The 24,751-nt window shown below is 61.0% G+C and carries 30 protein-coding genes and 1 tRNA gene; 26 read left to right on the forward strand and 5 right to left on the reverse strand.

Features of this window, described 5'->3' with window-relative positions; translation table 11 throughout:
- Window positions 1–46: 46 nt before the first annotated feature.
- From AAC029_RS05500 to hemB, 3 genes are read right to left on the reverse strand one after another with little or no spacing between them, the layout of a single operon-like run.
- Window positions 47–1,189 carry a PLP-dependent transferase gene (locus AAC029_RS05500; RefSeq protein ID WP_339744869.1) on the reverse strand — a complete coding sequence of 381 codons (1,143 nt, stop codon included), beginning with the start codon at window positions 1,187–1,189 and terminating at the stop codon, window positions 47–49.
- On the reverse strand, window positions 1,186–1,509 hold the full coding sequence (locus tag AAC029_RS05505; RefSeq protein ID WP_339744872.1) for a hypothetical protein: 324 nt from the start codon (window positions 1,507–1,509) through the stop codon (window positions 1,186–1,188). The genes AAC029_RS05500 and AAC029_RS05505 overlap by 4 nt, the downstream gene beginning before the upstream one ends.
- A gap of 18 nt (window positions 1,510–1,527) precedes the next feature.
- Entirely contained in the window at window positions 1,528–2,508 is a 981-nt protein-coding gene (gene hemB / locus AAC029_RS05510; protein ID WP_339744876.1) for a porphobilinogen synthase, read from the reverse strand.
- 121 nt (window positions 2,509–2,629) lie between these two features.
- Here hemB and AAC029_RS05515 point away from each other — a divergent pair, with 121 nt between their 5' ends.
- From AAC029_RS05515 to AAC029_RS05550, 8 genes are all read left to right on the forward strand, one after another.
- Window positions 2,630–3,766 (forward strand): isobutyryl-CoA dehydrogenase, encoded by a 1,137-nt coding sequence (locus AAC029_RS05515; RefSeq protein ID WP_339744879.1) that lies wholly within the window; start codon window positions 2,630–2,632, stop codon window positions 3,764–3,766.
- A gap of 72 nt (window positions 3,767–3,838) precedes the next feature.
- Window positions 3,839–4,243, forward strand: coding sequence for a hypothetical protein (locus AAC029_RS05520; RefSeq protein WP_339744882.1), 405 nt, complete (start codon window positions 3,839–3,841; stop codon window positions 4,241–4,243).
- Window positions 4,244–4,340: 97 nt separating this feature from the next.
- A complete protein-coding gene (locus AAC029_RS05525) occupies window positions 4,341–4,805 on the forward strand; it encodes a hypothetical protein (RefSeq protein ID WP_339744885.1) in 465 nt (154 codons plus the stop codon).
- Window positions 4,806–4,809: 4 nt separating this feature from the next.
- Window positions 4,810–5,871, forward strand: a complete 1,062-nt coding sequence (locus AAC029_RS05530; RefSeq protein ID WP_339744888.1) for an enoyl-CoA hydratase/isomerase family protein — start codon at window positions 4,810–4,812, stop codon at window positions 5,869–5,871.
- Window positions 5,872–5,916: 45 nt separating this feature from the next.
- Window positions 5,917–6,810 (forward strand): 3-hydroxyisobutyrate dehydrogenase, encoded by an 894-nt coding sequence (gene mmsB / locus AAC029_RS05535; RefSeq protein WP_339744891.1) that lies wholly within the window; start codon window positions 5,917–5,919, stop codon window positions 6,808–6,810.
- 67 nt (window positions 6,811–6,877) lie between these two features.
- Window positions 6,878–7,369, forward strand: coding sequence for a MarR family transcriptional regulator (locus AAC029_RS05540; protein ID WP_339744894.1), 492 nt, complete (start codon window positions 6,878–6,880; stop codon window positions 7,367–7,369).
- Between the two features lie 123 nt (window positions 7,370–7,492).
- Window positions 7,493–8,716, forward strand: a complete 1,224-nt coding sequence (gene hemA, locus AAC029_RS05545; protein WP_339744897.1) for a 5-aminolevulinate synthase — start codon at window positions 7,493–7,495, stop codon at window positions 8,714–8,716.
- A 13-nt stretch (window positions 8,717–8,729) separates the two neighbouring features.
- On the forward strand, window positions 8,730–8,966 hold the full coding sequence (locus tag AAC029_RS05550; protein ID WP_339744900.1) for a hypothetical protein: 237 nt from the start codon (window positions 8,730–8,732) through the stop codon (window positions 8,964–8,966).
- Window positions 8,967–8,985: 19 nt separating this feature from the next.
- On the opposite strand, the gene AAC029_RS05555 is transcribed toward AAC029_RS05550, so the two are convergent.
- Entirely contained in the window at window positions 8,986–9,408 is a 423-nt protein-coding gene (locus AAC029_RS05555) for a MucR family transcriptional regulator (RefSeq protein WP_339744902.1), read from the reverse strand.
- Between the two features lie 286 nt (window positions 9,409–9,694).
- Between AAC029_RS05555 and glyA the strand changes: the two genes are divergently transcribed.
- The 10 genes from glyA to AAC029_RS05605 all read left to right on the forward strand — a co-directional run bounded on the left by glyA (window position 9,695) and on the right by AAC029_RS05605 (window position 18,535).
- Window positions 9,695–11,002 (forward strand): serine hydroxymethyltransferase, encoded by a 1,308-nt coding sequence (gene glyA, locus AAC029_RS05560; protein ID WP_339744905.1) that lies wholly within the window; start codon window positions 9,695–9,697, stop codon window positions 11,000–11,002.
- Between the two features lie 9 nt (window positions 11,003–11,011).
- The gene (nrdR, locus tag AAC029_RS05565) at window positions 11,012–11,515 is read left to right on the forward strand and encodes a transcriptional regulator NrdR (protein ID WP_339744908.1); all 504 of its coding nucleotides are present in this window, start codon (window positions 11,012–11,014) and stop codon (window positions 11,513–11,515) included.
- Window positions 11,512–12,090, forward strand: a complete 579-nt coding sequence (locus AAC029_RS05570; protein ID WP_339744911.1) for a RibD family protein — start codon at window positions 11,512–11,514, stop codon at window positions 12,088–12,090. The genes nrdR and AAC029_RS05570 overlap by 4 nt, the downstream gene beginning before the upstream one ends.
- A complete protein-coding gene (locus AAC029_RS05575; RefSeq protein WP_339744914.1) occupies window positions 12,091–12,702 on the forward strand; it encodes a riboflavin synthase in 612 nt (203 codons plus the stop codon). It abuts the gene before it with no gap.
- Complete coding sequence (ribB, locus tag AAC029_RS05580) at window positions 12,699–13,823, forward strand: 3,4-dihydroxy-2-butanone-4-phosphate synthase (protein ID WP_339744916.1); 1,125 nt, start codon at window positions 12,699–12,701, stop codon at window positions 13,821–13,823. Before AAC029_RS05575 ends, ribB begins: the two co-directional genes overlap by 4 nt.
- Window positions 13,820–14,251 carry a 6,7-dimethyl-8-ribityllumazine synthase gene (ribH, locus tag AAC029_RS05585; protein ID WP_339744919.1) on the forward strand — a complete coding sequence of 144 codons (432 nt, stop codon included), beginning with the start codon at window positions 13,820–13,822 and terminating at the stop codon, window positions 14,249–14,251. The genes ribB and ribH overlap by 4 nt, the downstream gene beginning before the upstream one ends.
- On the forward strand, window positions 14,248–14,730 hold the full coding sequence (gene nusB, locus AAC029_RS05590; RefSeq protein ID WP_339744922.1) for a transcription antitermination factor NusB: 483 nt from the start codon (window positions 14,248–14,250) through the stop codon (window positions 14,728–14,730). The genes ribH and nusB overlap by 4 nt, the downstream gene beginning before the upstream one ends.
- 3 nt (window positions 14,731–14,733) lie before the next feature.
- Window positions 14,734–15,702 carry a thiamine-phosphate kinase gene (thiL, locus tag AAC029_RS05595; protein ID WP_339744925.1) on the forward strand — a complete coding sequence of 323 codons (969 nt, stop codon included), beginning with the start codon at window positions 14,734–14,736 and terminating at the stop codon, window positions 15,700–15,702.
- Between the two features lie 40 nt (window positions 15,703–15,742).
- Window positions 15,743–16,243 carry a hypothetical protein gene (locus AAC029_RS05600; protein WP_339744928.1) on the forward strand — a complete coding sequence of 167 codons (501 nt, stop codon included), beginning with the start codon at window positions 15,743–15,745 and terminating at the stop codon, window positions 16,241–16,243.
- A 201-nt stretch (window positions 16,244–16,444) separates the two neighbouring features.
- On the forward strand, window positions 16,445–18,535 hold the full coding sequence (locus AAC029_RS05605; RefSeq protein ID WP_339744931.1) for a sodium-translocating pyrophosphatase: 2,091 nt from the start codon (window positions 16,445–16,447) through the stop codon (window positions 18,533–18,535).
- Window positions 18,536–18,639: 104 nt separating this feature from the next.
- Here the strand turns inward: AAC029_RS05605 and bamE are convergent, their stop codons facing one another.
- A complete protein-coding gene (gene bamE / locus AAC029_RS05610) occupies window positions 18,640–19,137 on the reverse strand; it encodes an outer membrane protein assembly factor BamE (RefSeq protein ID WP_339744934.1) in 498 nt (165 codons plus the stop codon).
- A 100-nt stretch (window positions 19,138–19,237) separates the two neighbouring features.
- On the opposite strand from bamE, the gene AAC029_RS05615 reads away from it, so the two are divergent.
- The 8 genes from AAC029_RS05615 to AAC029_RS05650 all read left to right on the forward strand — a co-directional run bounded on the left by AAC029_RS05615 (window position 19,238) and on the right by AAC029_RS05650 (window position 24,693).
- Window positions 19,238–19,771: a ubiquinol-cytochrome C chaperone family protein gene (locus AAC029_RS05615; protein ID WP_339744937.1), complete on the forward strand. Its 534-nt coding sequence runs from the start codon at window positions 19,238–19,240 to the stop codon at window positions 19,769–19,771.
- Window positions 19,772–19,867: 96 nt separating this feature from the next.
- Complete coding sequence (plsX, locus tag AAC029_RS05620) at window positions 19,868–20,923, forward strand: phosphate acyltransferase PlsX (protein WP_339744940.1); 1,056 nt, start codon at window positions 19,868–19,870, stop codon at window positions 20,921–20,923.
- Window positions 20,920–21,900, forward strand: coding sequence for a beta-ketoacyl-ACP synthase III (locus tag AAC029_RS05625; protein ID WP_339744943.1), 981 nt, complete (start codon window positions 20,920–20,922; stop codon window positions 21,898–21,900). Before plsX ends, AAC029_RS05625 begins: the two co-directional genes overlap by 4 nt.
- A 98-nt stretch (window positions 21,901–21,998) precedes the next feature.
- Entirely contained in the window at window positions 21,999–22,304 is a 306-nt protein-coding gene (locus tag AAC029_RS05630) for an integration host factor subunit alpha (RefSeq protein ID WP_339744946.1), read from the forward strand.
- A gap of 35 nt (window positions 22,305–22,339) precedes the next feature.
- Complete coding sequence (locus AAC029_RS05635) at window positions 22,340–22,792, forward strand: MerR family transcriptional regulator (protein WP_339744949.1); 453 nt, start codon at window positions 22,340–22,342, stop codon at window positions 22,790–22,792.
- 149 nt (window positions 22,793–22,941) lie between these two features.
- Window positions 22,942–23,313 carry a hypothetical protein gene (locus AAC029_RS05640; protein WP_339744953.1) on the forward strand — a complete coding sequence of 124 codons (372 nt, stop codon included), beginning with the start codon at window positions 22,942–22,944 and terminating at the stop codon, window positions 23,311–23,313.
- Window positions 23,314–23,473: 160 nt separating this feature from the next.
- Window positions 23,474–23,550: transfer RNA gene (locus tag AAC029_RS05645), tRNA-Pro, on the forward strand.
- Window positions 23,551–23,670: 120 nt separating this feature from the next.
- Window positions 23,671–24,693: a COX15/CtaA family protein gene (locus AAC029_RS05650; protein ID WP_339744956.1), complete on the forward strand. Its 1,023-nt coding sequence runs from the start codon at window positions 23,671–23,673 to the stop codon at window positions 24,691–24,693.
- Window positions 24,694–24,751: the final 58 nt, after the last annotated feature.

Consider the following 24,751-nt stretch of genomic DNA (forward strand, 5'->3'; position numbering starts at 1 on the left):
TGGATTGCCACCAAGAGTGCGCTATATCTGGGATTTGACCTTTACGTCAGCGCGTCTGTGCCAGCGCCTGTTCAAGATCGGCGAGCAAGTCTTCTGCCCGTTCCAGCCCGGCCGAGACGCGCACCAGATCGTCCGGCGTCGGGCTCGCCGGGCCTTCGATCGGCTTGCGATGCTCGATCAGGCTCTCCACCCCGCCCAGCGAAGTGGCCTGGATGAAGAGCTTGGTGCCGGAGGCGAGCTTGCGCGCCGCCTCGTATCCGCCCTTGAGCCTCAGCGAGAACAGGCCGCCGAATCCGCCCGTCATTTGACGCGCGGCGATGGCGTGGCCCGGGTGGGTCGACAGGCCGCAATACAACACAGCGTCGAGGGCGGGATGGCCGGTGAGTTTCTGCGCCAGAAACAGCGCCGTCTCGCTCTGGCGGGCAAAACGGACCCAGAGCGTGCGCAGGCCGCGCAGCATCAGCCAGGTCTCAAAAGCGCCCGGAATGGCGCCGGTGCGGGTGTGGATCTCGGTGATCTCGGCCCAACGATCATTGAGCTCGCGCGTTGCCAGAACGCCGGCGAGCACGTCGGAATGGCCGTTGAGATATTTGGTCGCCGAATGCATCACGATATCGGCGCCCAGGGCCAGCGCCTGGGTGGTGCAGGGCGGGGCACAGGTTGAGTCGATCGCCAGTGTCGCGCCCGCCGCATGGGCAATTTCGGCACTCGCCGCAATATCGACAATCGCCCAGGACGGATTGGCAGGGCTTTCAATCCAGACCAGATCGGTGCCCGGCTTGCAGGCGGCTTTCAGCGCGGCCTCATCGCCGGGCGCGACCAGATCGAGCGTGATGCGGCCCTTCGCGGCAGCGCGTTGCAGCAGCGCCTTGGCGCCGTAATACATCTCGCTCTGCGCCACGACATGCCCGCCCGTTGGCACGCTCTCGACCACCGCCGCAATCGCCGCCATGCCGGAGGCAAACAGCTTGGCCTCCGGCGCGCCTTCCAGCATCGCCAGCACCCGCGCCGCCTGAAACTCGTTCGGCCCCGCCGGCCGGCGATAATCCGTCTCGCCGATCAGCTGGTTATCGGCATCGCGCGCAAAGGTCGTCGCCGGATGGATCGGCGGGATCACGGCACCGGTGGCGGCGTCGATGGCGTGCATCGCCTGGGCAGTGAGGGATTCGCGGGAGGGGGGCTTGGTCATTCTTCAGACTCTTTCACGACCACGTACCGGACGAACAAAAAGGCGGAGATGAGCGCGAAGACCACACTCATCCATACGGCAACTTCTCTAGGGAGATATCCAAGCATGTGGAGCGTGCCGAACAGGACCATTCCGGCCATCATTATCGCGATCGCCAATCGATTGTCGGCGCGAATCTGTTGATGGCACGACCAACATCGAATGGTGAGTGGGCCGGAAGCCATGTCGGAAAGGCGTTCGGTAAAGCTGCGTTGCGCCCACAATTTGGCGTAGGCTGCGGCGCCGCAATTTGGGCATGGTTTCGCCAGGCTAAAAGACATGCGACGTCCCCAAATCTCTCATCCCAACGCCATCGCCGCCCGCCGCGCATAATAGGTCACAATCCCGCTCGCCCCGGCGCGCTTGAACGCCAGCAGGCTCTCGAGCATGCAGCGTTCGCCATCGATCCAGCCATTGGCGGCGGCGGCCTCGATCATGGCGTACTCACCCGAAACCTGAAAAGCGAAGACGGGGATGTCGAAATTGTCGGCCAGCAGGCGCACGATATCGAGATAGGGCAGGCCCGGCTTGACCATCACCATGTCGGCGCCCTCGGCAATGTCGAGCTCGACTTCGCGCAAGGCTTCGGCGGCATTGCCGGGATTCATCTGATAGGTCTTCTTGTCGCCTTTCAGCGCTGCCGCCGAGCCGATCGCCTCGCGATACGGCCCGTAAAAGCCCGAAGCGTATTTGGCGGCGTAGGAGAGGATCATCGTATTGCTGTGACCCTCCGCCTCGAGCGCCTCGCGGATGGCGCCGATGCGGCCATCCATCATGTCGGACGGGGCGCAGACATCGCAGCCCGCTTCCGCTTGCACCAGAGCCTGTTCGATCAGGCGCTCGATGGTGGCGTCATTATCAATGGTCTCGCCGTCGAGCACGCCGTCATGGCCGTGGGTGGTGAAAGGATCGAGTGCGACATCGCAGATCACCCCGAGATTGGGCGCGGCGGCCTTGATGGTGCGAATCGCGTTGGGGATCAGCCCGTTGCGATTGAGCGCTTCGGAACCGTCCTCGTCCTTCTTGGCGGGGTCGATATGCGGGAAAATGGCCAGCGCCGGTATCCCCAGCGCCTGGGCTTCCTTGGCGGCCTTGGCGAGGCCCTTCAGCGTCAGGCGTTCGACGCCCGGCATGGCGGCGATCGGCTCGGGTGTGTCCTGGTCGGTGATGACGACCGACCAGATCAGGTCGTTGCTGGTGAGGGCGTTTTCCTGCACGAGGCGGCGCGTCCAGTCGTGCTGGCGCAGGCGGCGCAGGCGGGTGGCGGGGAAGAGGCCCATGGGTCTTGTCCTTGTCTGGTGGTGGTCTCGTCAAACATCACAAACTTGCGGCACTAACTTGCAGCATTGGCGCGGTCGCGATACGCCATCACAAACATTCATAGCTGACAGGAAGCCCGCTGTGCACTTCGCTCTCACTGAAGATCAGATACTGATTCAGGACGCCGCCCGCAAATTCTCAAACGACCGCCTCAAGCCTAATGCGGCGCGTTGGGATGAGGAGAAGCATTTCCCGGTCGACGCGCTGCGCGATGCTGCTGCGATGGGCTTTGCCGGGATTTATACCCGCGAGGATGTCGGCGGCTCCGGGCTGTCGCGGCTCGATGCCTGTCTGATCTTCGAACAATTATCGCGCGGATGTGTCGCAACGGCTGCCTTCCTGTCGATCCACAATATGTGTTCCTGGATGATCGACACCTGGGGCACCGAGGAGCAGCGCCAGCGCTTCCTGCCCGACATGATGTCGATGGACAAGATTGCCTCCTACTGCCTGACTGAGCCGGGTGCCGGTTCCGATGCGGCCAGCCTGCGCACAAAAGCCGTGCGCGATGGCGACCACTATGTGCTCAACGGTGCCAAGGCCTTCATCTCCGGCGCTGGGACCTCGGATTATTACATCGTCATGTGCCGCACCGGCGGCGAGGGCCCCAAGGGCATCTCCACCCTGGTGGTCGAGAAGGACACGCCGGGCCTCACCTTCGGTGCCAATGAAAAGAAAATGGGTTGGAATGCTCAGCCGACCCGTGTGGTCAGCTTCGCCGATTGCCGTGTTCCTGTCGCCAACCGTCTCGCCGATGAGGGCATGGGCTTCACCCTGGCGATGAAGGGGCTCAATGGCGGCCGCATCAATATCGGGGCCTGTTCGCTCGGCGGTGCCAGCGAAGCGCTGGACCAGGCGCTCGATTATGTCTCGACACGGCAGCAATTCGGTCGCCCGATCGGCCAGTTCCAAGTCTCGCAATTCAAACTCGCCGACATGGCAACTGAGCTCGAAGCCTCACGCCTGATGCTCTACCGCGCTGCCGCCTCGGTCGATGCCGACGACCCGTCAGCGGCGAAATATTGCGCCATGGCCAAGCGTTTCGCGACCGATGCCTGTTTTGACATCGCCAACCAGGCGCTGCAGCTGCATGGCGGCTATGGCTATCTCAAGGATTACCCACTCGAGCGCATCGTTCGCGATTTGCGGGTGCACCAGATCCTGGAAGGCACCAATGAGATCATGCGCGTCATCATCGCCAAGGATTTGATGCGCTAGGAGCATTTTCAGCAAGAGTGGGAACCGGTTTTGCGGTTCGAAAATACGACAAGGCGAAGAGCAGGAGCGGGCATGGCCGAAGACGCACCCCACCGAAAATTCGCCTCCACCATGGAGGCCTTCGAGCATGCCTGCGCTGAGCATGACACCGAGATTGTGGCGGAACAGCCCATGCTGGCCATGGTGCTTGAATCGGTTACCGATGCGGGTGAACGCGCCGAAGGTGATGGCTGTGCCGTTCTGACTTTGAAAGTCGCATCCGAAGATGACGGTTTCGTCGTCATTTCCCGCACAACCTTCCCGCCGAAACAAAGGCTGAATCCAGGAGATCTTGTCTGCTGGGTGCCCTTGCAACAGGACGCCGAACTCGCCGCACGCGCCCAGGATTCGCGCTTCGGCTGGGTCGGTCTGGCCTTCGCCACATTCGAGCCGGAATGGATCGAGGATGAATGGGTGGTGCGCGAGTTTTTCGAATGACGGCGCGGCGCTGAACTGGTGTCCAGAGACAGCCGCTGTTGACGGTGGCGCGGGCAAACGCCATCCCTTGTCATGATATAAGCGAACCGGAATTGTCATGACGCAGGAGCTTGAGGTGCTGGACGAGGGCCAAAAGGGCTGGCTCTCCTGGATCGTGGCGCGCGATCTCTCTGCCCGGTCCGCGCGACACCGTCTGGATTCATTGGCTCAGCGCATGGTGCTGGTTGGAAATGGAACAGTGGGGCGTCCTATAGGGAAGAGCTGGCTGGAGATTTCCCGTGAGGACGCCGAGCTGCGGGCTCACAATTTTGCCAAGACCGGTATTGCCTATGCGCTCAGAGACCGGCTGCGGCCTGGTCTTGAGGAACCAAGGGTTCGGATGTTTTTCGAGCGTTTCACGGGACAGGCGCGAGTTTTTTCGAATTGGGGTTCTGGTTTGAGTCTGGCTCTCGGTGGTGGGCTTTCCAGTTGGGAACCGATTTCAGAGTCGACATTTGACATGGCGTTCGGATTGACTGACGGCGACCTGGTTGGAATTTTTTGTATCGAGGACGAGGATTAGCTGAGTGACCGAAGAACCCGAAATCATCGCCCGCAAGACCGGCCATATCGGCCGCATCACCCTCAATCGCCCCAAGGCGCTCAATGCGCTGACCCATGGCATGTGCCTGGCGATGATCGAGGCGCTGCAGGCCTGGCGCGAGGACGATGCCGTGCAGGCTGTCGTCGTCGACGGGGCCGGGGAGAAGGGGTTTTGTGCCGGCGGCGATATCCTCAAGCTTCACGATAGCGGCAAGGCCGGCGATGATAATGCCTGGCTGTTCTGGCGGGATGAGTACCGGCTCAACACGCTGATCCATCACTATCCCAAACCCTATGTCGCGCTGATCGACGGTATCGTCATGGGTGGCGGGGTCGGCGTGTCGGTGCATGGCTCGCACCGTGTTGCCGGTGATCGGACGATGTTTGCCATGCCGGAAACCGGGATCGGCTTTCACCCCGATGTCGGCGGCGCCTGGTTCCTGCCGAGGCTGGGCGGCGAGATCGGGACCTGGATGGGCCTGACTGGTGCGCGCCTGAAGGCGCCCGATTGCATCGCGGCTGGCTTGGCCACGCATTATTGTCCGTCTGGCCAAAACGAGGCCTTGATTGCGGCGCTGGAGAGTGCGGATCTGGCCGGCGAAGATGCGCTGGAAGTGTTGTTGGAGGAATTCTCCGGTGATCCCGGGACGAGCGATCTGGCCCTGACCCGCACCCTGATCGACGCCGCCTTCGCCGGCGATAGCGTCGAGCCGATGGTGACGCGGATGGTTGAGGCTGGCGATGCTTGGTCGTTGAAACAGGTCAAGATTTTGGCGAGTAAGTCGCCGACTGCGTTGAAGCTGACCCTGGCCGCCTTGCGTGCCGGTGCCGATTTGAGCTTTGAGGGCGTGATGCGGCAAGATTTGCGGCTCAGCGCTTGGTGCCTGACCGGGACGGATTTCTATGAGGGCGTGCGCGCTGTCATTATCGACAAGGACAATACGCCAGTCTGGGCGCCAGCCAGCTTGGCCGAAGTTGATGATCTGGCGATCGCTGCGGCATTTGCGCCGCTTGACGAGCAACATGAAATGACTTTCCTCGACTGAGGCCAAGGCCGAGCGGGTTCAACAACGCAATACGGGAGATTTCACATGGCGATCATCGCATTCATCGGCCTGGGCAATATGGGCTCAGGCATGGCGGCTAATCTCGTCAAGGCCGGCCATCAGGTTCAGGCGTTCGACCTCAGCGCGGCCGCCCTGGCGCATGCGGTCGAAAGTGGCGCGAAAGCTGCCAAGTCGACCGCCGACGCCGTTGCCGGCGCGGCTGCCGTCGTCACCATGTTGCCAGCGGGCAAGCATGTGCGCGCCGTCTACGCCAATGACGTCTTTCCCGCTGCCGCGCCGGGCACACTCTTCCTCGATTGTTCGACCATTGATGTCGATAGCGCCCGCTTCGTCGGCAAGGCCGCGACCGAAAAAGGTTTCCGTTTTGTCGATGCGCCGGTCTCCGGCGGCGTCGCTGCGGCAGCGGCTGGGACACTGACCTTCATGGTTGGCGGTGCCGAGGCTGATTTCGCGGTCGCCGAGCCGATCCTCAAAGCGATGGGCAAGGCGATCCTGCATGCCGGCGATACCGGCTCAGGCCAGGCGGCGAAGATCTGCAATAACATGCTCCTGGGTATCACCATGATCGGCACGTGTGAGGCTTTCGCGCTGGCCGAGAAGCTGGGGCTCGATCAACAAAAATTCTTCGACATTTCGTCGAAAGCTTCCGGCCAGTCCTGGTCGATGACGAGCTATTGCCCGGTCGCCGGTCCAATCCCGACGACGCCGGCCAATAACGGCTACAAGCCCGGCTTTGCGACCGCGATGATGTTGAAGGATCTCAAACTGGCCCAGGACGCGGCCCAGGCCTCCGGCGCCTCGACCCCGCTCGGTGCCCAAGCCGAAGCACTCTACGCCATGTTCGGCAATCTTGGCGGACAGGAGCTCGACTTTTCGGCCATCTACAAAATGCTTAACGGGAGCTGGAAGGCCGATTAAGCGCTTTTTAGCCTGTTGCTGCTAGCGTCCCACCCAAGGATCAGAACGATCAGGTGGAGTGGGTAACATGGCATTGGCAGAGAAACTGGTTCCGGATGCGAATCCCGACACGCAATATCTTGAACTGCTGCAGCTGGTCGAACGCCTGCATCGGCAATTGCTCGATGTGGTCAAGGACGAGCTTGATCGCGACAATCTCGATGATCTCAACAGCGTTCAGGCGCTGTTGCTGTTCAATATCGGTGACCAGGAATTGACGGCCGGCGAGCTTCGCACACGCGGCCATTACCTCGGCTCCAATGTCTCCTATAATCTGAAAAAGCTGGTTGATGCCGGCTATATCCGCCATGAGCGTTCGGCGGTCGACCGCCGCGCCGTGCGGGTTTCGCTGACCGAACGCGGCACGGCCGTGTGTGCCAAGCTTTCAGCCCTGTTCGAACGTCAGGGCACCTCGCTGAGCCCGGTTGGCGGTGTCGATGCCGACAGTCTACCGGCCGTCAACACTGCGCTGACCCGTATCGAGCGTTTTTGGGCCGATCACATCCGTTTCCGGATGTAGGCGGATTTCCCTGACTGCGATTTTTTGAGGGTGCGGCGCTTCGTCCATTCGCGGCGCGCGCGTTAACGGTCTATATGTCGATTCAAGCTTGATTGATCGTCGCAGACCGCTAACGAGGCCGGCATGGATTACCAGAACGCGTTTGAAACGGCCGTGCGCCGCGTGAAAGCTGAAGGTCGCTACCGCGTCTTCGCCAATCTTCTGCGACGCAAGGGCGAGTTCCCCGTTGCCCGCTGGCGCTCTCCCGAGGGCCAAGTGAAGGACGTCACGGTCTGGTGTTCCAATGATTATCTCGGCATGGGTCAATTGCCCTGCGTCGTGGAGTCGATGAAGAAAGCCATTGATGATGTTGGCTCCGGCGCCGGTGGCACCCGCAATATTTCGGGCACCACTCACTATCATGTCGAACTGGAGCGTTCGCTCGCTGATCTTCATGACAAGGATTCGGCACTGCTCTTCACCTCGGGCTATATCTCCAATGAGGCGACGATATCGACACTGGGCAAAATTCTGCCCGGCCTGATTATTTTCTCCGACGAACTCAATCACGCCTCGATGATTGCCGGCGTGCGCGGTGCGGGCTGCGAAAAGCATGTCTGGCGCCATAATGACGTCGCGCATTTGGAAGAATTGCTGGCCGCTGCCCCCAAGGGCGCGCCAAAACTGATTGCGTTCGAATCCGTCTATTCGATGGATGGCGATATCGGTCCGATCAAGGCCGTCTGCGATCTGGCCGATAAATACAATGCCCTGACCTATCTCGACGAAGTCCACGCCGTCGGCCTGTACGGCCTGCGCGGCGGTGGTATCGCCGAACGCGAAGGGTTGATGAACCGGATCGACATTATCGAAGGCACGCTGGGCAAGGCCTATGGCGTCATGGGGGGGTATATCGCCGCCGACGGGGCTATTGTCGATGCGATCCGTTCGATGGCCTCCGGCTTCATATTCACAACCGCGCTACCGCCGGCTCTGGTGGCGGGTGCCCGCGCCAGCGTTGAATACCTGAAGTCAGCGCATGAATTGCGCGAGAAGCATCAGGAGCGGGCGGCGACCGTGAAGGCGCGTCTGGCTGAGGCTGGTTTCCCGGTGATGCCATCGCAGACCCACATCGTCCCGATCCATGTTGGCGATCCGGTGTTGTGCAAGCGCATGACCGACATGCTGCTCGACGAGCACGGCATCTATGTCCAGCCGATCAACTATCCCACCGTGCCCAAGGGCACTGAGCGTCTGCGCTTGACGCCGACGCCGCTGCATACCGATGCGATGATTGACGCGCTGATCGAAGCGCTGCACCAGGTGTGGCAGAGCGCCTCCAAACAGGACGTGGCGGTCAGCGGATGAGGTTGGTGTCTCGATGAGTGATCGCGAGATCTATATCGAGACCCAACAGGTCGGGGGTAGTGTTCGCGTTGCCGTCGTCGATGCAGCGACCGGCGAGGAAGTTGTGTTCCAAGTACCGCCGCGCACGACCAAGAACGAAATCAATCAACTGGCGCTCGCCAAACTGGCTTGGAAAATGGGTCGGATCGATCCGGAAAGCCCGGACGAAAAACGGCCGGGCACAAGGCCCGGCCGCGGTATTTCGGTTTGAAATCTGACTGCAGGACGCGTCAGGCTTCTTTCTTGCCCCGACCCAGGCCGATATCCTTGGCAAACTGCGAGCGCTTGCGTGAATAGGCCGGTGCCACCATTGGGTAATCCGAAGGCAAATTCCATTTCCGGCGGTAGTCGTCTGGCGACATGTTGTATTGCGAGCGCAAATAGCGCTTCAGCATTTTGAGCTTTTTGCCATCTTCCAGGCAGACGATGTAATCATCGCTAATGGACTTTGCGACGGACACGGCAGGTTTCGATTTCGTTTCCTGCTTCAGTTCAACGCCCGAAACTTCTTTCATTGCGGTGTGGACCGAGCGAATCAACTCGGGCACATTTTCCGCGGGCATCGAGTTGTGAGACAGGTAGGATGCAACCACATCCGTCGTCATCCGCAATAGTTCTTCTTGATCAACTGCCATAATATTTTCTTCTGACATAGTTCAGGCCTTTCAAATTCGCTTGGCGTGTTCGGGGGAGGGCGTGCCAGTTCAATACTTATTTCTTAATGTATATTGTGAGTTGCTCTCCAGTTCAAGCACTAAAGCATGAATAGCGGTAATCACATATCGTATGGAGCGTGGTTCGAAATATGGCGCAATCCAGTTGCGCGTTCTGAATTTCGTCCTGCCTGATGCGCAACTCGGTGCTTGTTTGTCGCGGGAACCGGCCTTATCAAATCGGCGCCCGTAGATACGTTCGTGTGCGCGTCAAAGAGGACAGGTTATGCCGGATAATGTTGCGACAGCAGTGCCAGAGAGCCGCTTTTTTACCCAGTCGGTGGTTGATTCCGACCGCGAGGTCGCCCAGGCGATTCATGCGGAGATTTTGCGTCAGCAAAGCCAGATCGAGTTGATCGCTTCGGAAAACATTGTTTCGCGCGCCGTGCTGGAGGCGCAGGGTTCGCCGCTGACCAACAAATACGCCGAAGGATACCCGGGCAAACGCTATTATGGCGGCTGCGAACATGTCGATGTGGTCGAGACGCTGGCAATCGACCGCGCCAAGGAGTTGTTCAACGTCGAATACGCCAACGTTCAGCCGAACTCTGGCAGCCAGGCGAATCAGGGCGTTTTTCTGGCGCTGCTCCGGCCGGGTGACAAAATTTTGGGCCTGTCGCTCAGTGCTGGCGGGCATCTAACCCATGGTGCCAAACCGAACGTGTCCGGCAAATGGTTCGAGGCACACAGCTATGGTGTCCGCGAGAGTGATGCATTGATCGATTACGATGAGCTGCGCATCCAGGCCAATGCGCTGCGCCCGCAAATGATCATCGCGGGCGGTTCCGCCTATCCGCGCGAGATCGATTTCGCGCAATTCCGCAAGATTGCCGATGAAGTCGGGGCCTATCTGATGGTCGATATGGCGCACATTGCCGGCCTGGTCGCTGGTGGTGTGATTCCAAGCCCAACGCCGCACGCGCATGTCTGCACGACGACGACCCACAAGACATTGCGCGGCCCGCGCGGTGGCATGATCGTCTCCAATGATCTCGAGCTCGGCAAGAAATTCAATTCGGCGATCTTCCCCGGCATGCAGGGAGGTCCCCTGATGCACGTCATCGCCGGCAAGGCCGTTGCCTTCGGCGAGGCCCTGCGGCCGGAATTCAAAACCTACGCCCGCAACGTGATCACCAATTGCCAGGTAATGGCCAAAGCTGTCACCGAGGGGGGCTATGCCATCGTGTCTGGTGGCACCGACAGCCATCTCGCTCTGATCGATCTGCGGCCCAAGGGGCTCAAGGGTAATCTGGCCGAACAGGCGCTTGAGCGCGCCTACATGACCTGTAACAAGAATGGTGTGCCGTTCGATCCGGAGAAGCCAACCGTGACATCCGGCTTACGGGTCGGCTCGCCAGCGGCGACGACGCGCGGCTTCGGTGAAGCCGAATTCCGTCAGGTCGGCGAGATGATCGTTCGCGTGCTCGACGCCTTGGTGGCCAGCCCTGAGGGCGATGCCGAGGTAGAGGGCCAGGTTCGCGAAGAAGTGAAAGCGCTCACTGCGCACTTCCCCATCTATCCCGAATTGGCCTAAGATACCCGAATGCGTTGTCCTTTTTGCGGTCACCTCGACACCCAAGTGAAGGATTCCCGTCCGGCTGAGGACGGGAATGCCATCAGGCGCCGCCGGCAATGCCCGGCATGCTCGGCCCGTTTCACCACGTTTGAACGCGTGCAATTGCGCGAGCTGACGGTGTTGAAGAAATCAGGACGGCGGGTTCAGTTCGACCGTGAGAAGCTCAATCGCTCGATCCATCTCGCGATGCAGAAACGCAATATTGAACCGGAGCGGATCGAGCAGATGATCTCCGGCATCGTGCGCCGTCTCGAATCGACCGGTGAAAGCGATGTCACCTCGGGCCGGGTCGGCGAGATGGTGATGGAAGCGCTCAAAAACCTCGATGCCGTTGCCTATGTTCGCTACGCCTCGGTCTACAAGGATTTCCACAAGGTCCAAGATTTTCGCGAATTCATCACCGATGAAGATCTCGCCCCGGGCCATCCAGAGCCGGATGACGGCGACGCCCAGGGCGCCGAAGACGAATGAGCGCGGGCGGCCGAGCACGTGTCACCCTCAAACTCGCCACCTCCCTCGATGGCCGCATCGCCCTCGCCAACGGCGTATCACAATGGATTACCGGGTTGGAAAGCCGCGCCGAGGTTCACCGCATGCGGGCGGCTCATAACGCGATCCTGACCGGGATCGGCACCATTCTCGCCGATGATCCGTGTATGACGGCGCGGCCGGATGGGGTTGCCGCTCCGCGCCAACCTGATGTTTTGATCATGGACAGCGCCGGGCGCACGCCTTCTGGCGCGGCGGTTTATGCCGAGCCCTTGCGCCGCGTGCGGATTTTTGCCGACCGGGACCTCAAGGCCGCGATGGCGGGCTATGCTCACGTCATGATCGAGGCGGGCAGCGCGATCGCGTCGGCGGCTCTTGCGGCCGATCTGGTGGACAGAATCGAGTGGTTTCGCGCCCCGGTCGTACTTGGCGGTGACGGATTGGCGGCGATTGCAGCGCTGGGCCTTGAGCGGTTGCAGCTGGCCCCCACATTCCAACGTGTGGGCCTGGTCGAGCGCGGGCGTGATCTGCATGAAAGCTATGAGCGGGTTCTTTAGATGTTTACCGGAATTGTCACGGCCCTCGGGCATATCCGCGCAGTCAGCGGTGAGGGCGTCAAGCGCTACGAGATCGACAGTCCCTACCTACCTGCCGACTTGGAGCTGGGCGCCTCGATTGCCCATGCCGGTGCCTGTCTCACAATCGTCGAGAAAGGCCCGACTGCAGGCGGTGGCTGGTATGCCGTTGAGGTTTCGCCGGAAACCTTGCGTCTGACGACTCTCGGTGACTGGTCCGTTGGAAGTGCTGTCAATCTAGAGCGGGCCCTGAAAATCGGTGACGAGCTGGGCGGCCATCTCGTAACGGGTCATGTCGACGGGGTTGGAGAAATCCAGGCGCAGCGCGAGGAGGGGGTGTGGACAGCCTTTACCGTGACGCCACCCCCAGCACTCAACCGTTTTATTGCCCGCAAGGGCTCGATCACGATTGATGGCGTGTCGCTGACGGTCAATGCGGTGACGCCGAACAGCTTTGAAGTGATGATTATCCCCCATACGGCAGCTGCGACCACACTGGGTCAGCTGCGCGCGGGGGCGCGCGTCAACCTTGAGGTTGACCTCATGGCGCGCTACGCCGCCCGTCTGAGTGAGTTTCCGGAGGCTTCCGCGTGAGTGATATCCCCCTGTCTCCGATCGAGGACGTGATCGAGGATGCGCGAAATGGGCGCATGTTCATCCTGGTCGATGCTGAAGACCGCGAGAATGAGGGCGATCTGGTCATCCCGGCTAAATTCGCCACCCCTGACGCGATCAACTTCATGGCCAAGCATGGCCGCGGCTTGATCTGCCTCGCGATGAGCCAGGAGCGTTGCGACACGCTCGGCTTGACGCTGATGGCCTCGGATAACCGCTCGCGTCACCAGACGGCCTTCACGGTATCAATAGAGGCACGCGAAGGTGTCACCACGGGCATATCTGCGCATGATCGCGCGCGCACCATCCAGGTCGCGACCGATCCGGCACTGGGCGCCGATGACATCGCCACGCCGGGACATGTGTTCCCGCTCGTCGCGCGCGATGGCGGCGTGCTGGTGCGCGCCGGGCATACAGAAGCCTCGCTCGATGTCGCGCGACTGGCGGGTGCCGGCTCGGCCGGGGTGATCTGCGAGATCATGAATGAAGATGGCACCATGGCACGCCTGCCCGACCTGGTCGCCTTCGCGCAATTGCACGGGCTGAGGATTGGCACGATCGCCGATCTGATCGCCTATCGCCGCAAGCATGACCGCTTCATCGAACGGCGCCTGGAAGAGACTGAATTCAACAGCGAATGGGGCGGCCCATTCAAGCTGGTCGTGTTCCGCAATACGCTCGACGGGTCTGAGCACGTCGCGCTCGTCAAGGGACAGCCTTCCGGCGAAGCGCCCACCATGGTGCGCATGCACAAGGTGTCCTTCGTCGATGACGTCCTCAATGATGATGGCGGTCGCGGTGGCTTGGTCGAGGCGGGCATCCGCTCGCTGGCGCGCCATGACGGGCCCGGCGTGATGGTGTTTATCCGTGAAACCAGCCATACGGCGATTGTCGAACGGCTCGGTGCGCACCCGGTCCTGCCCGAGGACGAGCGCCACGCCCGCCGCTTGCGCGAATACGGCGTCGGTGCGCAAATCCTGCTCGATCTCGGCGTGCGTAAGATGATCCTTTTGATGACCAAGCCTCAGACCATTGTCGGGCTTGACGGTTATGGCCTGAGCGTGGCCGAAGAACGCCATTTTCCGGAGGCCCTTTCATGAGCCAGCGTCGCATCCTGATGATTGTCGCGACCTTCTATCGTGAGATCGCCGACGCCCTGATTACCGGTGCCAGCGAAGCTCTAACCGCCGCAGGTGCAAGTTTTGAGATTGTCGAAGTGCCCGGGGCGTTGGAAATTCCCGGTGCCATCACGCAAGCGGTGCTTGGCGAGGCAAGCTATGACGGATATGTCGCTCTGGGTTGTGTTATTCGGGGTGAGACCACGCACTACGATTATGTTTGTAGTGAATCGGCGCGCGGTCTGATGGATCTGTCCTTGCGGGGCATACCGCTGGGTAATGGCATTTTGACGGTGGAGAACCGTGACCAGGCGCTCAAACGGGCGATCGACAAGAATAAGGGCGCAGATGTGGCCGGGGCCTGCCTCGCACTGATCGCGCTGAGAGACCGGTTCAGGAGAGCTCCATGAGCGCGCAGAGCAAAGAAACCCCCTCGGACAGTCGCGCACGTCTGCGCCGGGCCGCGCGGCTCGCTGCCGTCCAGGCGCTGTACCAAATGGAAATCTCCGGACGCGGCGCCGCCGATGTGATCGCCGAGTTTCGCGAACACCGTTTCGGACATGAGGGCGAGAATCCCGATTTTGTTGAAGCCGACGAGGAATTCTTCGCCGCGCTCGTGGCCGGTGTGGTGACGAAACAGGCGACGGTCGATTTGGCCATCAATGCTCTGCTGGCCGATGGTTGGCGCCTCGAGCGGCTGGACGCGACCGTGCGCGCCATCCTGCGTTCTGGCGGTTATGAATTGTTCGAGAAGAGCGACGTGCCGGCCCGCGTGGTGATTGACGAATATGTTGATGTCGCGCACGCTTTTTTCGAAGGCTCCGAGCCAAAATTCGTCAATGCGGCGCTCGACAAATGCGCGCGCCAGGCTCGTCCCGGCGAGCTTTGAGCGATGACAGGCGGCGGCGAGTTCGGTTTCATTCGAACGCGTCTGCTGCCGCTGACCCGTGGGCATCGGGCTGCACTTGATCTGAGTGATGATGCGGCGCTGCTTGATCCGGCGCCCGGCTGTCAGATTGTCGTGGCGAGCGACATGCTGGTTGCGGGTGTGCATTTTCTCGAGACCGACCCGCCGGAGATCGCGGCTGAACGCGCGGTGCGCAGCAATCTGTCCGACCTCGCCGCGATGGGTGCCCAGCCGCTCGGCTATCTCAGCTCTATAGCCTGGCCCACTGGCATCGAGGCCAGCTGGCGCGACGGCTTCATTGCCGGTCTCGCCGCAGCGCAGGACACGTTCGGCCTCAGCCTGCTGGGCGGAGACACCACATCGGGGCCCAGCCCGTTGACGATCAGTCTGACGATGTTGGGTCAAGTGCCGGCGGGGACGGCGCTGCTGCGTCGCGGCGCGCGCCCTGACGATGATGTCTGGGTGTCCGGCACGATTGGCGATGCCTGGCTTGGCCTGGCGATTGCGCGCGGCGATGTGGCACACAATTCCGTTTTGCTGGAACGCTATCGGCGACCAATACCGAGGTTGGAGCTGGGAATCAGCCTGCGCGGCCTGGCTTCAGCCTGCCTCGACATCTCCGACGGGTTAGTCGCCGATGCCGGCCATATCGCCGAGGTCAGCGGCGTGCGTCTGGAGCTTCAAGCCGACCAGATCCCGTTCTCTCCCCCGGCTCGCATCTGGCTGGCCAGTGCTCCGAGCGATGGTCTGGTTCGGCTGGTGACAGGCGGTGATGATTATGAATTGCTGTTTTGTGCGCCGTCCGCACGGCGCGCGCTGATTTCCGGATTGGGCGAACATTTCGACCTGACACTGACCCGGATCGGTACCGTCACCGAGGGGCAGGGGGGCGCGCTGATCGGACCCAATGGCGTTGTGCTTGAGACGGGTGCAGGCGGATTCACGCATTTTTGACGCCCCTCTGCCATGATCTCCGCTCAAGGGTGAGGTGATCATGCGCATAGTCTTGGCAATATTCCTGTCGGCCTGCTTCGCTTCGGCGGCATTGGCCAATAGTGGCGGGGGCGGCGGAAGCTCGTCCGGCTCCGGTGCCGTGAACCGTTTTTTGACCCTGTTTAACCTCTCCAGCACAGCAGCCGACGAGCAGGCTGATGCCGAAGACGCGATGATCGACGATCCACGCGTTTTCACCATGCCCGCCGTTGTCGCACCGCTTTCCGTTGATGGGCGGTTGACCGGTTATGCCTATGTGCGCGTGCATGTCCGTGCCGCCGATGGCCAGAATGTCTGGACGATGCAGGAGCATACCCATTTCGCTCTTGATGCCATGGTACGGGCGGCCGCGCGCATCTCGCTCTCCAATGCCGATGGTTCCGGCCTTGACCGCGACCTGGCGACCCGGGTTTGGGGTGCGGTGTTGCGCGAGTATTACGGGCAGGCGGCGATTGCAGATATCCAGGTGCGGGGCAATGATACCCGCATGATCAGGCGCTGAACGGCGACCGAATTCGGCCTCGCAATCGGCGGTCCAACGCCTTCAATTCATTCTCTCCACAAGGCGTGTTGCGCCGCTCGAAGGCTTTGGGCATAGTCCGGCTTATCGGGGGGGTATGAATCGGTCGACGTGATTCTCACGTTTGTACTTTCCCCGCTTCCTTCCTCGACCAATCCGAAGATAAAAACGGGGCTACCTGCCATGAACATGCTTTTACTAGCAATTGCAGCGGCCATTCTCGCACTCATCTACGGCGTCGTGCAGACGCAACGTTTGATGAAAGAGAGTGCCGGATCAGAGAAGATGCAGGAAATTGCATCTGCCATCCAGGAAGGCGCGAACGCGTATCTCAAACGCCAATACACCACGATCGCCATGGTCGGCGTCGTCGTCGGCATCCTGATTGGTTTCTTCCTTGGCTGGCAGGTTGCTGTCGGCTTCTTTGTTGGGGCGATCCTGTCCGGCGCTGCTGGCTTCATCGGCATGCTGGTCTCGGTCCGCGCCAATGTGCGCACGACCCAGGCGGCGAGCAAAAGCCTCGCAGCCGGTCTCGATATCGCTTTCCGCTCCGGTGCGATCACCGGCATGTTGGTGGCAGGTCTCGCCCTGTTGGGTGTTGCTGGCTATTACTGGGTCCTGACCAATACGATGGGCTTCGTGCCTGCCGACCGCATGGTGGTTGATTCGCTCGTCGCCTTGGGCTTCGGCGCTTCGCTGATCTCGATTTTCGCCCGTCTCGGCGGCGGCATTTTCACCAAGGGTGCTGATGTTGGTGGCGATATGGTTGGCAAGATTGAAGCAGGAATTCCCGAAGACGATCCACGCAATCCGGCCACCATTGCCGACAATGTCGGCGACAATGTTGGTGACTGCGCTGGCATGGCTGCGGATCTGTTCGAAACCTATGCGGTGACCATTGTTGCCACGATGGTTTTGGCCTCGATCTTCTTCACCGGCGAGCTTGGCGCGACCATGATGTTGTACCCACTCGCGATTGCGGCGATCTGTATCGTGACCTCGATTATCGGTACGTTCTTCGTGCGCCTCGGCAAGGGCTCCAATGTGATGGGCGCCCTCTATAAGGGTCTCATTGCTGCGGGCGTTTTGTCGGTCGGTGGCCTGTGGCTCGTGACGTCCTATTTCCTGCCAAATGGCATGGGCGATATCGCCGAAGTCTCTGGGCTGATGATTACCGGGCAGAACCTGTTCTTCTCGGGCCTGGTTGGCCTGGCGGTTACTGGCGCGATTATCTGGATCACCGAATACTATACCGGCACGGAATACCGTCCGGTGCGTTCGGTGGCGGAAGCTTCGGTTTCCGGCCACGGTACCAATGTCATCCAGGGTCTGGCGGTTTCGCTTGAAGCGACGGCGATCCCGGCGCTGATCATCATTGGCGGTATCATTGCCACCTATTCGCTCGCCGGACTGTTCGGCATCGCGATTTCCGTCACCACCATGCTGGCCCTGGCCGGTGTGATCGTGGCCCTCGACGCCTTCGGCCCTGTCACTGACAATGCTGGCGGTATCGCGGAAATGGCGGGGCTCGACGAGAGTGTCCGTCAAACGACAGACACGCTCGACGCGGTGGGTAACACTACCAAGGCCGTCACCAAGGGCTATGCGATCGGTTCCGCCGGTCTTGGCGCTCTGGTGCTGTTTGCGGCCTACACGACCGATGTGGAACACTTGCTCCACCTCGACCCCGACTTCTCCCTGAAAAACCCTTACGTGATCGTCGGCCTCCTGTTCGGTGGGCTTCTGCCTTACCTGTTCGGCGGCATGTCGATGATGGCGGTTGGCCGTGCGGCTGGCGCCGTGGTGGCTGAAGTGCGCCGCCAGTTCAAGGAAATCCCGGGGATCATGGAATACAAGGCAAAGCCCGATTATGGCCGCGCCGTGGATATCCTGACCAAGGCCGCGATCCGAGAAATGATCGTGCCATCCCTCCTGCCGGTGCTGTCGCCGATCGTGCTCTACTTTGCGATCCATGCGCTGGCTGGCCAGGAACAGGCGCTCGCAGCCGTTGGTGCCATGCTGATGGGTGTGATTGTCAATGGTCTGTTCGTCGCGGTCTCAATGACCGTGGGCGGCGGTGCTTGGGATAATGCCAAGAAGTATATCGAAGACGGCAATCATGGCGGCAAGGGCTCCGAAGCCCATAAAGCTGCCATCACCGGTGACACAGTCGGCGATCCCTACAAGGATACAGCCGGTCCTGCGGTCAATCCGATGATCAAGATCACGAATATCGTGGCTCTGTTGCTGCTGGCCTTCCTGGCCAGGGGCTGATTGTCTCGGGGCGGGCGCTTGGCGTCCGTCCCGGCGATTCACGCATACAAGAAAGCCCCGGTCGTTGGACCGGGGCTTTCTTTGTTTCTGGTCTTTACAACGGGTTACTGGTTGCGGCGAGGGCCGCCGGCGCCGCCGGGCAGGTTCTCTTCGCCACCGAACTGGCTGGCCGGCAGGCGACCGATATTGCCGAGCAATTGTTCAAGCAGGCTCAGCTCGCGGCCGCGGGTCGGCGTTTCGCGACTGACATAATCCACCATGCGGCCATCAGCCAGGGTGTACTCGACGACATCGCTGACGACACCGGTTTCGTCATTGAAACGGATGGCGACGATGCGGCGATCGCGCGTCACCGGCCGTAGATAGGCGAGGGATTCGCGCGTCGCGGAAATGTAGAACCAGGTATTTTCGTCAAAAGTCCCGCGCGTCGAAGGGTTGCCGAGGCGCTGCATCACGGTGTCGCGCGTGTCCTCGTCGGGCATGATCGACGGCTCTTCGCCGAGTGTGTAGCGGTAGCCGTGCGTACGCAGGACGGGGTTGCAGGCCGATGCCCCAATGGCGCATGCGGCAATGATAAGAGACAGGCGAACGCGACGGCTCATGTAACACTCCTCGAGACCGCACCGGCGGTCTGTATGCCAACCTTGACCTAAACAAGCTGCAGCTTAGCTTCAAGCGCGAAGTTAAGGGAGCCCCGATCACATGTGGCGGAACTGGTTCAAACCCCGGCCCGAAAAAGCGATCGGCAAGGCCCTCTACGCCGCCATTGTGCAGGCGGCGCGGCAAGCGTCACTGTATGGTGAGGACGGCGTGCCGGACACCCTGGAGGGCCGGCTGGAGTTGATCCTGCTGCATGCAGCCCTGACGATCCGCGTCCTGCGTCGGGATGGCGGCGAGCCAGGCCGGCTTGTAAGCCAGGTCGTATTCGACACGATGTTCGAGGATTTTGACATCGCGATGCGCGAATTGGGCTTGGGCGATTCCGGCGTTGGCAAGAAAATCCGCTTTATGGCAGAGGGGTTTTACGGTCGGGCCCAGGGCTATGCCACCGCGCTCGACGATGCCGATCCGGCTGCGCTTGAGGCCGTGTTGGCGCGCAATCTTCTTGCCAGCGAACGCCCAGACCCGCGCGCAGCAGCACTCGCCAGCCATGTCCAGGCTGTAGTGGCCGCACTCGATGCGACAGGCGGCGCTGCGCTGTCGCTTGGTGAACGGCCTGTTTTCCCGTCTTCCTGACAACCGAGTTCGCGTCTTGCATCTCATCGGTCATCGGCTAAGTTCCGCCATCGTCCGGCGGCTGACCCCGTCGTTTGGGACAGATATGTTTTGTCTATGAATGCTGAAATAACCATTTCCGTAGACGCCATGGGTGGCGATCTCGGTCCCAAGGCTGTGGTCGAGGGGATCGGATTTGCCATCAAGCGCTGGCCCGAACGCCAGACCCGTTACCTGCTCCACGGCGACGAAGTGGCGTTAACGCCCTTGCTGGCACAACATCCCAAAGTCGCTGCAGTGTGTGAGCTGCGCCATACAGACACCATGGTCCAGATGTCCGACAAACCGTCGGAAGCGGTGCGCCGGGCCCGCGGTTCATCGATGTGGAATGCGATCCAGAGCGTCAAAACCGGTGAGGCTGACGCTGTTGTCTCATCGGGCAATACCGGCGCGCTGATGGCGATTTCCAAAGTTATCTTGCGGATGAAAAAGGGCATTCACCGTCCGGCAATCTCCGCCAATTGGCCGACGCCAAAAGGGCACACCGTCGTCCTTGACGTGGGTGCCAATGTGCAGTGCGGCGCGACCCAGCTGGTCGAATTCGCGATTATGGGCGAGGCCTATCACCGCGCCGTTTTCGGCGGCGAGCATCCAACGGTCGGACTATTGAATGTCGGCCAGGAAGAACTCAAGGGCAATGATACCGTGCGTGAAGCCGACGGGCTGATCCGCAATTCCGGCCTCGACATGGCCTATCAGGGCTTTATCGAGGGCAATGATATCAGCGCCGGCATTATCGATGTCGTCGTCACCGACGGCTTTACCGGCAATATTGCGCTGAAGACCGCCGAGGGCACCGCCCGCCTGGTGGCCGGCTGGGTGCGTGAAGCGCTCACCAGCTCCTTCTTCGCGAAGATGGCTGCTGGTCTGCTCTCCTTGGGAGCTCTCGACCGTCTGAAACGGCGGATGGATCCGCGCTATATCAATGGCGGCGTTTTGCTCGGTCTCAAAGGGATCGTGGTCAAAAGCCATGGTGGCGCTGATGGCGAGGGTTTCGCCTCGGCGCTTGGCCTGGCCCAAGTGATGGCGCGGAGCGATTTCATGAGTCAGATTCGAAAGAATCTGGACCAGTTCGCCAGTTTCGAAGAACAGGATATCGCTGCGGCGTCATGATCGAATTCAAAGCGCGCATTGCCGGGGTGGGCTCCTATCTACCGGACCGCATTCTGTCCAATGACGAGATCTCGCGCATGGTCGACACCAGCGATAGCTGGATTCGGGAGCGCACCGGGATTCGCCAACGCCATATCGCCGCCGAGGGCGAGACCACCTGCGATCTCGCGGAAAAGGCCTCGCGACGCGCGATCGAACAGGCCGGGCTGACACCGGACGATATCGATCTGATCATTGTCGGCACCACCACCCCAGACTTCACCTTTCCTTCGACTGCAACGCTGCTCCAGGCCCGGCTCGGTGTGTCCGGTGGCGCTTCCTTTGACGTGCAGGCGGTCTGCTCTGGCTTCATTTACGGCCTGTCGATCGCTGATAATTTCATCGCCCGTGGCCAGGCGAAAACCGTGCTCGTAGTCGGCGCCGAAACGATGTCGCGCATTCTCGACTGGACCGACCGTTCGACCTGCGTCCTGTTCGGCGACGGGGCTGGCGCCATGGTCTTGCAGGCGCATGAGCCCGGTCCCGATCCGGCGCTTGAGCGTGGTGTGCTCGCAACCTATTTGCGCTCCGACGGGCGCTTCAAGGATCTGTTGCATGTCGATGGCGGACCGTCATCCACCGGGACGGTCGGGCATTTGCGCATGCTCGGTAATCAGGTTTTCCGTCATGCGGTGACCAATATCGCAGAATCGATGAGTACGCTTGCCAGCCGGACGGGCATCGCAATCGCCGATATCGACTGGTTCGTGCCGCATCAGGCCAATCAACGGATCCTGGAGGGCGTGGCACGCCGGCTGTCCATTCCGACTCACAAGGTGATCTCAACGGTCGCCGACCATGGCAATACTTCGGCGGCTTCAGTACCTTTGGCGTTCGATCGCGCGATGCAGGATGGCCGGATCAAGCCCGGCGACCTTGTTTTGATGGAGGCGTTGGGCGGCGGATTCACTTGGGGAGCAGTACTGGTGCGGGTTTGAAACCAGATATTTCAGGTTTCACGCGCTTATCCAAGACCTTGGCGTTGACCAGCGACCCATTGCGGGCTTAACGTAGGGACTCTGATTTGGGGACTACTATGTCAGATAAAACTTTAACGCGTGCAGACCTCGCCGAAGCTGTCTACCGGGAAGTCGGTTTGTCCCGGCAGGAATCGGCTGATCTGGTTCAATCCGTGCTCGCCATGGTGTCAGACACCCTGGCGTCGGGGCGCTCGGTCAAACTTTCCTCCTTCGGGTCCTTCCTGCTGCGCGACAAGCGCGGCCGGGTCGGACGCAATCCGAAGACCGGGATTGAAGTGCCGATCGAAGCGCGGCGGGTGCTGGTTTTCAAACCGTCCCAAGTGCTCAAGGAGCGCGTCGACTCGGCTCTGTCGAAAGACTAGACCCCGTCTGAGCCGAAGGCCGACGCGAGAACAACATGTCGGTCACAGAGAAATCGCCCGGGGCCTTCCGGACCATCAGCGAAGCTGCCGACGCGCTTGACGTTCCGGCGCATGTCCTGAGGTTTTGGGAAAGCAAATTTCCGCAAATCAGTCCGCTCAAGCGGGCCGGGGGCCGCCGCTTTTATCGGCCTGAAGATCTCGCGCTGCTGCGCGGGATCAAACGTCTGCTGTATGAAGATGGCTTCACCATCAAGGGCGCCCGCAAATTCATCGCCGACCAGGGCGTCGCCGCTCTGCTCGACCCGGCTGAGGGCGGCATGGCACGCGAACCCGTCGCGGTGGATGCCGCTGATCGCGAAACACCAGCGTCGCCGCCGCATACGCCGCGATCGCCAGGCAGCCCACAGCGTGGCTTGGCTGATGTGCTGCACGAGCTTGAGGATGCCCGCGCCCAGTTGAAATCCGTACTCGATCTGCGACGGGAATAAGCGTCTGCCTTGGCCCGCTGCCGACGCCATGGCTTGGAACAATATTTCGATATCCGTCGCTCAAGGACCAGAGTAGTGATGCGTGGAGCGCCGCTGATCGGGGGGATTGGCGGTCGTCTCTTGCTCCGCCCCCTTTCGAGGAAACTCCGATGATTACCCGTGTGTTCGCCGCCGCGCTGCTGTCCGCTGCGGCCCTGTCTGCTTCTGCAAGCGCACAATCCGTCTTCAGTGAAGTTACCATCTATAACGGTTCCGGCGCGGCCATCACGGCCGTCTATGCCGGCCCGTCCAGCCAGCCGGAATGGGGCTATAACACGCTCGATGTCGCCCAGGTGTGGCCAGGTGATGATCTGATCGTCACCATGAATAATGATACCGGCGAATGCCTCTATGACCTGCGCTATGATTTCGCCGATGGCGATGTCTATGAGGAATACCAGGTCGATATCTGCGCTATTAATGGCCAGCGTTTCGAAATCAACCGCGACAGCGGCATGAAGGGCGAGGGCGACACGAAATAGCCAAGGCGCGCGAGAGATCGGGCGGGGGGCGAGAGCTGGCCCGCTCGAGCTTGCGCACCAGCCTGCCTTTGTGCTGAACGCGCAGTTGCGGAGCTGGGGGCCTGTGCCTATAACCGCCTTCCCCGTTGAGACTGGTTTCGGCCAGCCTGATTGAGAATGTCGGAGCGTAGCGCAGTCCGGTAGCGCACTCGCCTGGGGGGCGAGGGGTCGCGAGTTCGAATCTCGCCGTTCCGACCATTTTCCTGACGCAACCGTCAGCAGCATTTTGCACTTTCGACCTGCGACATCAAACCGCCGCCATTTTGGCTTGTCCCCGGCGTGCGATGCGTTACCAAGCCTCCCATCGCAGGAGGCACCATGTCCTATCGCTCCAAATCCAGCCACGCCGTTTCGAACTGGCTCTTTTTTGTCGCCCTGATGGTTTGCGCCATGATCCTGGTCGGCGGTGCAACCCGGCTCACCGATAGCGGGCTCTCGATCACCGAGTGGAAGCCGCTCTCCGGCGCAATTCCCCCTCTAAGCCACGCTGACTGGGAGGCCTCCTTCCGCCTTTATCAACAGACAACGGAATTCCAGGACCAGAATTCCGCGATGACGCTGGCTGATTACGAGTCGATCTTCTGGTGGGAATGGGCACATCGCCAGCTCGGTCGCATGATCGGCCTGGTCTACGGCCTGCCGCTTCTGGTGTTCTGGCTGCGCGGCTCGATCAGCGCCCACCTCAAGCCGCGCCTGCTGGCTTTGCTCGGCCTGGGTGCGCTGCAGGGCGGGATCGGCTGGTGGATGGTCGCCAGCGGCTTGGCCGGTCGGCTCGATGTCAGCCAATACCGGTTGGCCGTTCATCTCGGCATGGCAATTTTGATTCTGGGCACCAGCGTCTGGCTGGGTCTGACCGCCCGTTTCGGCCCGCCACCAGTGCGCCAGGGACGGCTCGTGGGGGCGGCCGCTGCAGTTCTGGCCCTGGTCTTTATCCAAATCCTGCTTGGTGCCTTCGTGGCCGGGCTCGATGCTGGCCGCATCTATAATACTTGGCCATTGATGCACGGGCAGTTGGTGCCAGAGGACTATCTCGGAGGTCTACCGTTCATGCAGGCCATTTTCGAGAGCCGGGCCGCCGTTCAGATGGATCACCGCTGGATGGCCTATTTCGTCGCGCTGGCGGTGCTGGCTCTTTCGATCACGATCTGGCGCGAGCCACGGGTGGCGCTCAAGCCCTTCATGATCATCCTGCCAGCCCTGGTGGTCGGCCAGATCGCCTTGGGCATTTCAACCCTGCTCGCTGTGGCACCACTGGGCCTGTCACTGGCCCACCAGGCCGGAGCGATTATCCTGTTTGTCGCCACGCTCAGCGCCACCTGGACAGCCCGCCGCGCGATGTAACTTATTCGAGACTGGTTGCGCGATTCAAAAAGGGCCTGTCCGTCGGACAGGCCCTGAT

This window comes from uncultured Maricaulis sp., assembly GCF_963975345.1.
Lineage (GTDB): Bacteria > Pseudomonadota > Alphaproteobacteria > Caulobacterales > Maricaulaceae > Maricaulis.

What these genes read in the sequence shown, in the direction of transcription:
- AAC029_RS05500 (WP_339744869.1), bottom strand. Translation starts at nt 1,189, where the DNA reads ATGACCAAGCCCCCCTCCCGCGAATCCCTCACTGCCCAGGCGATGCAC.
- AAC029_RS05505 (WP_339744872.1), bottom strand. Translation starts at nt 1,509, where the DNA reads ATGTCTTTTAGCCTGGCGAAACCATGCCCAAATTGCGGCGCCGCAGCC.
- hemB (WP_339744876.1), bottom strand. Translation starts at nt 2,508, where the DNA reads ATGGGCCTCTTCCCCGCCACCCGCCTGCGCCGCCTGCGCCAGCACGAC.
- AAC029_RS05520 (WP_339744882.1), top strand. Translation starts at nt 3,839, where the DNA reads ATGGCCGAAGACGCACCCCACCGAAAATTCGCCTCCACCATGGAGGCC.
- AAC029_RS05525 (WP_339744885.1), top strand. Translation starts at nt 4,341, where the DNA reads ATGACGCAGGAGCTTGAGGTGCTGGACGAGGGCCAAAAGGGCTGGCTC.
- mmsB (WP_339744891.1), top strand. Translation starts at nt 5,917, where the DNA reads ATGGCGATCATCGCATTCATCGGCCTGGGCAATATGGGCTCAGGCATG.
- AAC029_RS05540 (WP_339744894.1), top strand. Translation starts at nt 6,878, where the DNA reads ATGGCATTGGCAGAGAAACTGGTTCCGGATGCGAATCCCGACACGCAA.
- hemA (WP_339744897.1), top strand. Translation starts at nt 7,493, where the DNA reads ATGGATTACCAGAACGCGTTTGAAACGGCCGTGCGCCGCGTGAAAGCT.
- AAC029_RS05550 (WP_339744900.1), top strand. Translation starts at nt 8,730, where the DNA reads ATGAGTGATCGCGAGATCTATATCGAGACCCAACAGGTCGGGGGTAGT.
- AAC029_RS05555 (WP_339744902.1), bottom strand. Translation starts at nt 9,408, where the DNA reads ATGTCAGAAGAAAATATTATGGCAGTTGATCAAGAAGAACTATTGCGG.
- glyA (WP_339744905.1), top strand. Translation starts at nt 9,695, where the DNA reads ATGCCGGATAATGTTGCGACAGCAGTGCCAGAGAGCCGCTTTTTTACC.
- nrdR (WP_339744908.1), top strand. Translation starts at nt 11,012, where the DNA reads ATGCGTTGTCCTTTTTGCGGTCACCTCGACACCCAAGTGAAGGATTCC.
- AAC029_RS05570 (WP_339744911.1), top strand. Translation starts at nt 11,512, where the DNA reads ATGAGCGCGGGCGGCCGAGCACGTGTCACCCTCAAACTCGCCACCTCC.
- AAC029_RS05575 (WP_339744914.1), top strand. Translation starts at nt 12,091, where the DNA reads ATGTTTACCGGAATTGTCACGGCCCTCGGGCATATCCGCGCAGTCAGC.
- ribH (WP_339744919.1), top strand. Translation starts at nt 13,820, where the DNA reads ATGAGCCAGCGTCGCATCCTGATGATTGTCGCGACCTTCTATCGTGAG.
- nusB (WP_339744922.1), top strand. Translation starts at nt 14,248, where the DNA reads ATGAGCGCGCAGAGCAAAGAAACCCCCTCGGACAGTCGCGCACGTCTG.
- thiL (WP_339744925.1), top strand. Translation starts at nt 14,734, where the DNA reads ATGACAGGCGGCGGCGAGTTCGGTTTCATTCGAACGCGTCTGCTGCCG.
- AAC029_RS05600 (WP_339744928.1), top strand. Translation starts at nt 15,743, where the DNA reads ATGCGCATAGTCTTGGCAATATTCCTGTCGGCCTGCTTCGCTTCGGCG.
- AAC029_RS05605 (WP_339744931.1), top strand. Translation starts at nt 16,445, where the DNA reads ATGAACATGCTTTTACTAGCAATTGCAGCGGCCATTCTCGCACTCATC.
- bamE (WP_339744934.1), bottom strand. Translation starts at nt 19,137, where the DNA reads ATGAGCCGTCGCGTTCGCCTGTCTCTTATCATTGCCGCATGCGCCATT.
- AAC029_RS05615 (WP_339744937.1), top strand. Translation starts at nt 19,238, where the DNA reads ATGTGGCGGAACTGGTTCAAACCCCGGCCCGAAAAAGCGATCGGCAAG.
- plsX (WP_339744940.1), top strand. Translation starts at nt 19,868, where the DNA reads ATGAATGCTGAAATAACCATTTCCGTAGACGCCATGGGTGGCGATCTC.
- AAC029_RS05625 (WP_339744943.1), top strand. Translation starts at nt 20,920, where the DNA reads ATGATCGAATTCAAAGCGCGCATTGCCGGGGTGGGCTCCTATCTACCG.
- AAC029_RS05630 (WP_339744946.1), top strand. Translation starts at nt 21,999, where the DNA reads ATGTCAGATAAAACTTTAACGCGTGCAGACCTCGCCGAAGCTGTCTAC.
- AAC029_RS05635 (WP_339744949.1), top strand. Translation starts at nt 22,340, where the DNA reads ATGTCGGTCACAGAGAAATCGCCCGGGGCCTTCCGGACCATCAGCGAA.
- AAC029_RS05640 (WP_339744953.1), top strand. Translation starts at nt 22,942, where the DNA reads ATGATTACCCGTGTGTTCGCCGCCGCGCTGCTGTCCGCTGCGGCCCTG.
- AAC029_RS05650 (WP_339744956.1), top strand. Translation starts at nt 23,671, where the DNA reads ATGTCCTATCGCTCCAAATCCAGCCACGCCGTTTCGAACTGGCTCTTT.